General features: G+C 62.3%; 8 protein-coding genes and 1 pseudogene. 2 read left to right on the top strand and 7 right to left on the bottom strand.

The genetic code is table 11. From position 1 onward, the window contains the following. Window positions 1–389: pseudogene (locus tag EOA27_RS40550) on the top strand (Xaa-Pro aminopeptidase); the annotation flags it as partial. 158 nt (window positions 390–547) lie between these two features. Here the strand turns inward: EOA27_RS40550 and EOA27_RS08825 are convergent. Together EOA27_RS08825 and EOA27_RS08820 are read right to left on the bottom strand one after the other, a co-directional pair. Next, window positions 548–2,593: a flotillin family protein gene (locus EOA27_RS08825; protein WP_126082673.1), complete on the bottom strand. Its 2,046-nt coding sequence runs from the start codon at window positions 2,591–2,593 to the stop codon at window positions 548–550. Between the two features lie 470 nt (window positions 2,594–3,063). Continuing rightward, on the bottom strand, window positions 3,064–3,366 hold the full coding sequence (locus EOA27_RS08820; RefSeq protein WP_042642716.1) for a DUF982 domain-containing protein: 303 nt from the start codon (window positions 3,364–3,366) through the stop codon (window positions 3,064–3,066). Window positions 3,367–3,675: 309 nt separating this feature from the next. Here EOA27_RS08820 and EOA27_RS08815 point away from each other — a divergent pair, with 309 nt between their 5' ends. After that, entirely contained in the window at window positions 3,676–5,133 is a 1,458-nt protein-coding gene (locus EOA27_RS08815; protein ID WP_126082672.1) for an NCS1 family nucleobase:cation symporter-1, read from the top strand. 46 nt (window positions 5,134–5,179) lie between these two features. Here the strand turns inward: EOA27_RS08815 and EOA27_RS08810 are convergent, their stop codons facing one another. From EOA27_RS08810 to tpiA, 5 genes are all read right to left on the bottom strand, one after another. Continuing rightward, complete coding sequence (locus EOA27_RS08810; protein WP_126082671.1) at window positions 5,180–5,728, bottom strand: DUF1697 domain-containing protein; 549 nt, start codon at window positions 5,726–5,728, stop codon at window positions 5,180–5,182. 22 nt (window positions 5,729–5,750) lie between these two features. Beyond that, complete coding sequence (locus EOA27_RS08805) at window positions 5,751–7,388, bottom strand: CTP synthase (protein ID WP_126082670.1); 1,638 nt, start codon at window positions 7,386–7,388, stop codon at window positions 5,751–5,753. A gap of 205 nt (window positions 7,389–7,593) precedes the next feature. Then, window positions 7,594–8,724 (bottom strand): L,D-transpeptidase family protein, encoded by a 1,131-nt coding sequence (locus tag EOA27_RS08800; protein ID WP_126082669.1) that lies wholly within the window; start codon window positions 8,722–8,724, stop codon window positions 7,594–7,596. Window positions 8,725–8,938: 214 nt separating this feature from the next. After that, complete coding sequence (secG, locus tag EOA27_RS08795; RefSeq protein WP_126082668.1) at window positions 8,939–9,439, bottom strand: preprotein translocase subunit SecG; 501 nt, start codon at window positions 9,437–9,439, stop codon at window positions 8,939–8,941. Window positions 9,440–9,600: 161 nt separating this feature from the next. Next, window positions 9,601–10,284, bottom strand: a 684-nt coding sequence (tpiA, locus tag EOA27_RS08790; protein WP_127255970.1) for a triose-phosphate isomerase, incomplete at its 5' end; no start/stop codon positions are given.

The raw sequence follows: 10,284 nt of genomic DNA, 5'->3' as shown, positions 1-10,284 counted from the left end.
TCTCGACCCTGGCCCGTGGCAGGCTGCGGCCGGCCCTCAATCCCGGCCATCTTGTCGGCCTCGACGAGTGGATGCATTCGCCGATACGTCCGGGCTCGACGGAGCGCCTGGCCTCCGGCATGCCGTTCCAGGTCGACATCATTCCCGTGCCGATGCCCGACGGCGTGACGCTCAACTGCGAGGACGCCGTGACCTTCGCAGACGCGGGCCTGCGCGCGACGATCGCCGAGCGCTATCCGGCGCTCGCGGCCCGCTTCGCCGCGCGCCGACGCTTCGTCGCCGACGAGCTCGGCGTCGAGGTCAAGGACGAGATGCTTCTGCTGTCGGCTATTCCGCTTTGCCTGCCGCCATTCTGGCTTGCGCCCAAAAAACTATTGGCACGGAACTGACTTAGTCGGACCTTGTCGAGAAAGAGGCCTGCCGCGCCGACATCGGCGCGGGGCCCTCGACCAGCATCGTGGCTCAGCCTGGCGCCGCGCCTCAAGGCGTAGACATTGCCCATCAACGCGCCACGCGAGATGGGCCGGTGCGACCGGCCCATCCTCAATCATTCCTCCTCAACGGGTTCCGGGACCGCACCCGGCAGGTTTTGTCGTCCAACCCGGTCTGCGACGAGCATCGAAAGCATCATCTCGACGAGGCCGTTGGCGGCCCCCTTCTCGCCGCCATTGGCGCCGATCTGGATCTGCGGCACGAGCGGCAGCCTGCCATTCTCGATCGCCTCGGCGAAGCGCATGAGAACCTGCGAGTTGAGCTGATAGTCCGGTCCGCCGAAAGCCGCGACCTTCTTCTCGGTGGCCTCGGCCTCCGCCAGGCCGAGCGCGCGCACCTTCTCGGCCTCCGCGAAACCGGTCGCCTTGATGCGCTCGGCATCGGCAAGCGCGACAGCCTTGATCATATCGGCCTCGCCCTGGCCGGCGAGGCGCACCTTCTCCGCCTCCGCCTTGGCGGTGACCTGGATGGTTTCCGCCTCCTGACGGGTGCGGGCGAGTTGCGCCTTGCCCTCGTTCTCGCTGATCTCGATGGTAAGTGCCGAGGTCGTGATCTTGGCTTGCTGTTCGGCCAGCGCTTCTTTCTCACGTAAGGTACGTTCCTGAGTGGCCGCCCTCTCCTGCAATTTGTAGGTCTCGACCTTTTCGACCGCAATCTGGCGCTCGCGCAGCTGGATCAGGATCTGCTCTATGCTGTTCTGGCCATCGGCGGCACGCGGCGTGCCAATCAGCACTTCCTGCAGTTCGAGGCTGTAGGAATTGAATTTTTCGCGCATCTCCTCGCCTGACTTGCGCTGGATGTCGCTGCGCTCCTGCAAGAGCTGGATCAGCGTCTTTGTCTGGGCGATGTTCTTGAAATAGGCGGAAACCATCGGATCGAGCGTCTGTTCGACCAGCCGCTTGATGTCACCGAAACGCTGTACCACCAGCGGCGCCTTCATATAGTCGATGTGCACGACGACGGAGAGCGGCAGCACAGGCTCGAACGCATCCTTGGTGATCAACGATACTTCGGACAGGTTCTCGTCCAGCCTGTGATCGCCGAACTGCTCCTTCGTCCATTTGAGCACGAAGTTGGTGGTCGGCACGGTGATGATAGTGCCGGCAAAGGTGTTGAACGCATACTTGCCCGGCAGCAGCGGCGTCGACCAGACACCGCGCGCGCCGATTTCGACCAGCTCGCCGTGACGGTACGCCTGCCCGGATATGTCCGCGCCGTGGCGGCCGTTATAGGAGACGACGACACCCACCGTGCCGACGTCGATGATCGTCTTCTCGACCAGTTCGACGGTCGCGAAAATGCGATTGAGGAAGTAGCTGCCGTCGGCCAGCACCTGCAGCTGCCGGCCACGGTAGCCACCGGCATTGAGAAACTTCTCCGGGTCCTGGAAATTGTTGTGGAAGTTCGGGTCGTTCGGATCGTTGGCCACGGTCGGCGCGATGATCTCGCCGTCCGGCAGGGCCGGACCGTCATGGATGGTGACGATACCGATCATGTCCTCGGCATTGTGGATGACGACCGGCTCAAAGCCGCCCCGCTCCGAGATCATGCTGGACATGTTGGCAAAAAGGTTTTGTTCCGACGAGCTCAGATTGACGGCATAGATCGACTGGGCAGTGAGCACGATGAATTGCGCGAGATTGATGGCATAGGTGCCTTCACGCAAGATCTTGCGCTGCGGTCCTTTCTGTCCGCCTTTTTCGAGAAACCCGCGCACATCCTGGAAATCGTCGGCATCTGTGTTGGAAGCAAGTGTCTGCGTCGGCGGCAGCGGCTTGCCGTCACGCGCAAAGACATAGCCGATCTGGCCCTGCGGGATGGTGACGAGATCGGCGCGGTGCATCGAGTATTGGAAGGGCATGAAGAAATGCAGGCCGCCGCGCACGACTTCCGGCTGGTAGCCAGCCTCACGGTTGAGCGCTATGAAGCCATCACTGACGGAGCCGCGAAAGCTCCATAGTTTTTCCAGGATGCCGAGCCGGTCGTTCGGGATGTAGCGGACCATGCCGCTCCGCCAGAACAGGATCGCCAGCACGATAGCCGGCACGGCGATCTCGATCGCCGTCCATTTCATCGGGCCGAGATATTCTAGGGCTTCCATGTCTAGTCTCCTAAGGGCGCGCGGGTTCGTTCACCCGGCCGCCACCCGGCTGGTGTTGATTGACAAAGCGGGGAGATTTCGCGCCGAGACGCTCGACGCACCAAAGGCGCGTCGAACGGTCGGGCTGCTCATTGTTTGGAAAAGTGACCGCGCCTCCCGAGTCCCCCGTGAGAAAGGCGTGGCGTAAGAGAATGTTACATCGATGTTGCCCTGATAGACATAACAACGAGGACGTAGGGATAGCGCCAACAGGTTTAAAGATACTTCACGCCGAAATCGTATAAGTATTTTCAACGCTTTGTTGCTTCGAAGCGTCGACTTCTAGAAATTGGCAGAGAGCGAAACTGCGCTTTTGACGGGTCAAAACATCGGCTCCCAAAGCCGTCCTGGTGCGGAACCTGGGAACCACAAAAACCCAACGTGCTGCGTCGTTGCCGGCGCAGAACATTGATTTAAAGGATTTTTCGAGCCTAGCGCCGCAGCGCGTAGACATTGTCCATCGACGCGCCACCCAGTGGCAGCGCCATGTCGTCGTCGAGCAGCCGAGTGATGCGGGCGAAGCCGACAAAGGCTTTCCGCGCTTCCTCAGCCGACATCTTGCCCGACATAGCCGCCGTACAGCAATTCAGGGCGCATTGATAAACCGGGCCGCGTCTTCCCGTTGGCCATTTCCGCAGGAACACCATCGCCTCGGAGACGCTATCGACTTCCTCCACAGGGTATCCCTGCCCACGCGCAATTCGCACTGGGGTAAAGAAATGCAAGCGATCCATGATTATCCTCCCGGCCGACCGCAACGCAGTCGAACCCGCATAAACGCACGTCCGGCGGATTGGTTCCAAACAAATTTGGTTGCCGATGGAAAAACTTCGGAACCCGCCGGCCGACACCTGTGCGATCAAGAAAGCGCTCATGGCGACTCGACCGATGCAGGCTTCGAGGCGGCAGATAACGGCGATTCTCATTGAATGTCTTTAAGGCGAAAGCCGGCAAATGGATTACTTGCCGGTTCCCCAGCGTCAGGCTTAACCTCCGCGGTTAAACGCGTGAGGGCGCGTTTTGCAAGAAGGGGAACAACGACAATGACAATTCAAGGCGCATCGCCTGACCTCTATAACGAGGATCTGGCTCCGGCAACGGTCAGGAACTGGGGACCGTTTTCGATCTTCAATGTCTGGACTTCTGACGTCCATAGCCTCTGGGGCTACTATCTGGCGGCCAGCCTGTTTCTGTTCTGCGGCGGCTTCGTCAATTTCATCATCGCCATCGGCATCGGCTCGCTGATCATTTACGCGCTGATGAACATGGTCGGCTATGCCGGCGTGAAGACCGGCGTGCCCTACCCCGTGCTAGCCCGTGCCTCCTTCGGCATCTGGGGCGCCAACATTCCGGCGCTGGTGCGCGCCATCGTCGCCTGCTTCTGGTACGGCGCTCAGACGGCCGCGGCGTCGGGCGCCATCGTGGCGCTGCTGACGCGTCTCCAATGGTTCGACGAGTTCAACAAGAGCTCGCATCTTCTGGGGCATTCGACCCTGGAGGTGATCTGCTTCGTCATCATCTGGGCGCTGCAGCTGTTGATCATCCAGAAAGGCATGGAGACGGTGCGCCGCTTCCAGGACTGGGCCGGTCCCGCCGTGTGGGTGATGATGCTGCTTCTGGCCATTTATCTGTGCGTGAAGTCCGGAACTTTCGCGTTTACCAGCGACATCCCGATGGACGTGCTGCGCGAGAAAACCGCCGACGCCGGCATTCCAGGCGACCCGGGATCGTGGACCGCGCTCTTCGGTGCCGCGGCGATCTGGGTGACTTATTTCTCGGCGCTCTATCTGAATTTCTGCGACTTCGCCCGTTACGCGCCGGACAATGCGGCCCTTCGCAAGGGCAATATCTGGGGCCTGCCGGTCAACCTCATCCTGTTCTCGCTGGTCGCCGGCGTCACCACGATCGCCGCTTACGACGTCTACCATGAAGTGCTGCTGCACCCCGACCAGATCTCGGCCAAGTTCGACAGCTGGTTCCTGGCGGCCCTTGCAGCACTCACCTTCGCGGTGGCGACGCTGGGCATCAACGTGGTGGCGAATTTCGTTTCGCCGGCCTTTGACTTCTCCAATGTCTTCCCGCGTCAGATCGACTTCAAGAAAGGCGGCTACATCGCGGCGTTGATTGCGCTGGTGCTCTATCCCTTCGCGCCCTGGGAAGGCAGCGCCGCGCATTTCGTCGGCATCATCGGAGCGACGATGGGACCGATCTTCGGGGTGATGATGGTCGACTACTATCTGATCCGCAAAAGCGAGGTCGATGTTCAAGCGCTCTATCGCGAGGACGGCGAATTCCGCTTCCAGGGCGGCTGGCACGTCAACGCCTTCATCGCCGCCGGCATCGGCGCGATCTTCTCCTCGATCCTGCCCAATTTCACCAACCTGCTGCCCTCCTGGTGGGGCGTCTATGGCTGGTTCTTCGGTGTGGCCATCGCCGGCGCCGTCTACTACGTCCTGCGCACTATGGCGCTCGGCGCCGGGGCGAAGATGGCGAAGGCATAAGAATGGGGGAGTAAGGGAGTAGGTCAGTAAGGGAATAGGGAGACAATTATTCCCCTATTCCCCTAACCATCTCAGCCAGCCTGCGCACCGTATTCCAGTTTCGCGACGTGCCGACGCCGAAGCGCTTGTGATTGGCGGCTGCAAGCAGCCGCGAGTTCGGCCGCTCGCGCGAGAAGACGAGCCAGATATCGCCATTGACCAAAAGCACCTTCTCATCGTCGGCCGCGCGGGCCTGAAGTCCCGATAGCGCTTCGTCGGCGACAGGTTGGCGCATCACCCGAATCGCGATCTGGTCGCCGGCTTCCGCCGATTCGGCAGGGAACGGATTAGACGCCGCGAGCTTCAACCAATCCTCTGCGCAGCGCACGATAATATCGACATGGCGGCCGAAAGTTTTCTCGAAGGCCTTTTCCAGCGGACGCTCAAGTTTCGAAATTTCGCCAGCTCGCGCCTCGAAGACCAGGTTGCCGGTCGATACCAGCGTGCGGACATTGTTGAAGCCGAGACCTTCGGCCATCGCCTTGAAGTCCGACATAACAAGGCGCCGGCCTTCGCCGAGGCCTATGCTGTAGAGCAGCGCGACATAGGTTTGCATAGCTGGTTCGCCAGCCGATGGTTCAAACCAGGCGCGACTGGTCCACTGCCGCCGAGATGAAGCTCGCGAACAGCGGATGCGGCTCGAGCGGCCGGCTCTTCAGCTCGGGGTGGTACTGCACGCCGATGAACCAGGGATGGTCCGGATATTCGACCGTCTCCGGCAGCACGCCGTCGGGCGACATGCCGGCGAAGACCAGGCCGCACTCTTCCAGCCGTTGCTTGTAGTCGATGTTGACCTCGTAGCGGTGCCGGTGGCGCTCGGAAATCTGCGTGTCGCCGTAAATGTCCGCAATTTTCGAGCCCTTGGCGAGTTCGGCCTGGTAGGCGCCGAGCCGCATCGTGCCGCCGAGATCGCCGGTAGCCCGGCGCTTCTCAAGCATGTTGCCTTTCAGCCATTCGGTCATCAGGCCGACGACTGGCTCATCCGTCGGGCCGAACTCGGTCGACGAGGCGTGATCGACACCAGCCAGCGAGCGTGCCGCCTCGATGCAGGCCATCTGCATGCCGAAGCAGATGCCGAAGTAAGGCACTTTGCGCTCACGCGCGAACTTCGCCGCCAGGATCTTGCCCTCCGAGCCGCGCTCGCCAAAGCCGCCGGGAACGAGGATGCCATGCACCTTTTCCAGCCAGGGAGCGGGATCCTCCTTCTCGAAGATCTCGCTCTCGATCCAGTCGAGCTTGACCTTGACCCGGTTGGCGAGCCCGCCATGCGAGAGCGCCTCGATCAGCGATTTATAGGCGTCCTTGAGGCCGGTGTACTTGCCGACAACGGCGATGGTTACCTCGCCTTCCGGATTGTGGATGCGCTTGGACAGCGCCTGCCAGGGCTCCATGCGCGGTTTCGGCGCCGGGTCGATGCCGAAGGCGGCGAGCACTTCCGAATCGAGCCCCTCCTGGTGATAGGCCATCGGCACGTCGTAGATATGCGGCACGTCCAGCGCCTGGATGACGGCGCTTTCGCGCACGTTGCAGAACAGCGACAGCTTGCGCCGCTCCTCCTTCGGGATCGGCCGGTCGGCTCGCACCAGAAGGATGTCGGGCGCAATGCCGATGCCGCGCAGTTCCTTGACCGAATGCTGCGTCGGCTTGGTCTTCAGTTCGCCGGCGGTCGGGATATAGGGCATCAGCGTCAGATGCACATAGACCGCGTTGTTGCGCGGCAGGTCGTTGCCGAGCTGGCGGATCGCCTCCAGGAAAGGCATCGCCTCGATATCGCCGACCGTGCCGCCGATCTCGCACAGCACGAAATCGTAGTCGTCATTGCCGTCCAGCACGAAATGCTTGATCTCGTCGGTGACGTGCGGGATCACCTGCACGGTGGCGCCGAGATAATCGCCGCGCCGCTCGCGCTCGATGATGTTCTTGTAGATGCGGCCGGTGGTGATGTTGTCCTGCTGGTTCGCGGAACGCCCGGTGAAGCGCTCGTAATGGCCGAGATCGAGGTCGGTCTCGGCGCCGTCATCGGTCACGAACACTTCGCCATGCTGATATGGCGACATCGTTCCGGGATCGACATTGAGGTAAGGATCGAGCTTTTTGATCCGCGCGCGATAGCCTCGCGCCTGCAGGAGAGCCCCAAGAGCTGCTGCGGCGATGCCTTTTCCGAGTGAGGAAACCACGCCGCCTGTGATGAATACATATCGCGCCATGGGAGTCATCGCTTAACGCGGCCTGATTGATTCCGCCAGAGAAAAAACCGCCGCGAAGGCTTTTTCCAAAATGGCGCGGGTGCCTCTAGAGCATGATCCCGAAAAGTGGAAACCGGTTTTCGGGAAAGATCATGCTCCATAAGGAACAGCCTTGGATTCAGTCAAAACGAAAGGGCCGGCGGTGCCGGCCCTTTCGGCAGTATGATGGAAATCGTTAGATAATAACGACCTTCGTGCCGATCTTGACGCGGCTGTAGAGATCCATGACGTGCTCGTTGATCATGCGGAAGCAGCCGTTGGAGGCGCTGGTTCCGATCGAGTTCGGCGCGATCGTGCCGTGGATGCGCAGATGCGTGTCCTTCTTGCCGTCATAGAGGTAGATGGCGCGCGCGCCGAGCGGGTTCTCGCCGCCGCCGGGCATGCCGTCCTTGTACTGGCCGTAATGCTTCGGCTCGCGCTTCTGCATGTCGAGCGTCGGGATCCAGCGCGGCCATTCCTGCTTGTCGCCGACCGCGACGGTGCCCTTGAACTGCAGGCCTTCGCGGCCGACAGCGATGGCATAGCGGCGCGCAGTGGAAAACGACTCGACGAGGTAGAGGCGGCGAGCGCTGGTGTCGATGACGATGGTGCCCGGCTCATAGCCGGTGAACGTGACGTCCTGCGGCACGAATTCCGGCTTAACCTTGAAGGGCCGCTTGGCGTCCTTCTTGGCCAACGCCGAATCGAGCGCGCGTGTCTCCGGCAGATAGCTGATCGAGGACACCGAGGCGCCGCCGAACAGGCCTGCGAACAGCCCACCGCTGCTCGTCTGCTTCTGGCCGGGCTGCTCACTGCGCAATTCACCGTTGTTGCCGGTGGCGGTGATGTTCATGGCTTCCGCCGGGATCGGCTCCTCGGCCTTGACCGGAACGAGCGGCGCTATCGGCTCCAGCGGCGCAAGGATGTTGGTGATCTTCTTGGCCGGTTTGGCGTCGGCGACTTCAGATGCGGCCGCCCCGCCGCCCTTCTTGGCGAGCCATTCCTGGCGCGCCGCGTCTGCCTTGGCCTTTGCCGCCTCGCGCATCGCCAACTTGCGAGCCTCGAGCGCCTTTTGCTTGGCGGCTTCCTTGTCGGCCACGATCTTGGCCTCGAGCTTGCTGATCTGCGCAAGGTCGTCCGAAGTCGGGTTTTTCTTCTTCTTGAGAAGCCTCAGCTGCGATGCGTCGCTTTTGGCGGCGACGACTGGAATTGCGTCGGTCGTCTCTACCGACGGGGAAGTGGCCAGGTTTGCCGGTCCGGCAAAGGCCGCGGAACCCATGCCGAGGACGGCACAGACTCCCAGGAGGATGAAGCTGCGAAGCTGCATGGCGAAGATCCGATTGTCAAAAGCAAGTTGCCCACGGCATCGCCCGGCGCCCCCCAAGGACGCCGATAAAGTGCCGCGGGCAATCTATAATCGATTAGCCGTCATCGCCTCAAGCTGAGGCAGGCGCCACGCCCGGTTGAATCTTTGTGATCGGACGCGCATTTGCCGCGACTGTGTTCAAAGAACAACAGATCGCGGCCCGGTCCTTGGCTGGCTACTGGTTCGGAACCTGCGGCGTGACCGGCAAGGTGACGCCGTTGGCTGCCGGCGCTGGCGCAGCCGGAGCAGGCGTTGTCCCCGGAGCCGGCGCCATGGTGCCGTTGGCAAGAGGCGTCGTGGTCGTCGTACCGCCTGACGGAGCCGCGGGAGTCGTGCCGCTGGCCGGAGCCGCGGGCTTGGAGGTGCCCACCGGCCCATTGGAACCCGGCAGCTGGTTGAGCACGCCGCTGCCCTGGCTCGACGTCGCCGGACGGTCGAGAATGTCGATCGGCTTTTCGCCGTAGCGGGCAAGGATCGACAGCGCCAGCGAGGTCACGAAGAACGCAGCCGCCAGGATCGCGGTTGCGCGGGTCAGCGCATTGGCAGCGCCTCGCGCGGTCATGAAACCGGAGCCGCCGCCGATGCCCAGGCCGCCGCCTTCGGAGCGCTGCAGCAGCACCACGCCGACAAGGGCGAGCACGACCATGAGGTGGATGACGATCAGTACGGTTTCCATAATTTATCCTGGCGAGGCCAAGCGCTGCCGCGCATACGACCGGTGTTTTGGAGGCGGCTCCTTACAATGCTTTGACGGCATTTCCAAGCCCGTGGCCGGGAATATGGGAAGCAATGCGGCCGATACAACGATTTATGCCGCTGAAGCCGAGGTGACGTTCTCTAAGAGATGTTCATGTAGGCTTCCGCGATCGCCAGGAAGTCGGCCGCCTTCAGGCTGGCGCCGCCGACCAGCGCGCCGTCGACATTCTCGACGCCGAGCAGTTCCACCGCGTTGGACGGCTTGACCGAGCCGCCATAGAGAATGCGCATCCTGGCCGCGGCATCGCCGAGCAAACCGGTCAGCTTGCCGCGGATATGCGCATGCGCCTCGGCGACGTCGGCCGCCGTCGGGGTCAGGCCGGTGCCGATCGCCCACACCGGCTCGTAGGCAATGATGGTGTTCGCCGCGGTGGCGCTGGTCGGAACCGATCCTTCGAGTTGGCGCGACAGGACATCGAGCGTGGCGCCCGCCTCGCGTTCGGCGCGCGTCTCGCCGATGCAGATGATGGCCACCAGCCCTGCCCGCCAGGCAGCCGAAGCCTTGGCATGGACCGTCGCATCGTTGTCGCCGAACAGTTCGCGGCGCTCGGAATGGCCGACGATGACATGGCTCGCGCCGGCGTCCTTCAGCATCTCGGCGGAAATCTCGCCGGTGAAGGCGCCGCTCTCCTTGGGATGGCAATCCTCTCCGCCGGCCCGCACCGGCGTGCGCGACAGGATCTCGGCTGCGCGCTGGAGCAACGTCGCCGGCACGCACACCACCGCTTCGGTCTCGGCGTCGAGTCCGCTCATGAACCCGTTGCC

This window comes from Mesorhizobium sp. M2A.F.Ca.ET.037.01.1.1 (assembly GCF_003998075.1).
Taxonomy (GTDB): Bacteria; Pseudomonadota; Alphaproteobacteria; order Rhizobiales; family Rhizobiaceae; genus Mesorhizobium.
The sequence above is the reverse complement of the archived record's forward strand: the minus strand, read 5'-3'. Positions and strand labels throughout refer to the sequence as shown.

Bases quoted from the DNA above. Each gene is read 5' to 3' on its own strand.
- EOA27_RS08825 (WP_126082673.1), bottom strand. From the start codon at position 2,593: ATGGAAGCCCTAGAATATCTCGGCCCGATGAAATGGACGGCGATCGAG.
- EOA27_RS08810 (WP_126082671.1), bottom strand. From the start codon at position 5,728: ATGCAAACCTATGTCGCGCTGCTCTACAGCATAGGCCTCGGCGAAGGC.
- EOA27_RS08815 (WP_126082672.1), top strand. From the start codon at position 3,676: ATGACAATTCAAGGCGCATCGCCTGACCTCTATAACGAGGATCTGGCT.
- EOA27_RS08800 (WP_126082669.1), bottom strand. From the start codon at position 8,724: ATGCAGCTTCGCAGCTTCATCCTCCTGGGAGTCTGTGCCGTCCTCGGC.
- secG (WP_126082668.1), bottom strand. From the start codon at position 9,439: ATGGAAACCGTACTGATCGTCATCCACCTCATGGTCGTGCTCGCCCTT.
- EOA27_RS08820 (WP_042642716.1), bottom strand. From the start codon at position 3,366: ATGGATCGCTTGCATTTCTTTACCCCAGTGCGAATTGCGCGTGGGCAG.
- EOA27_RS08805 (WP_126082670.1), bottom strand. From the start codon at position 7,388: ATGACTCCCATGGCGCGATATGTATTCATCACAGGCGGCGTGGTTTCC.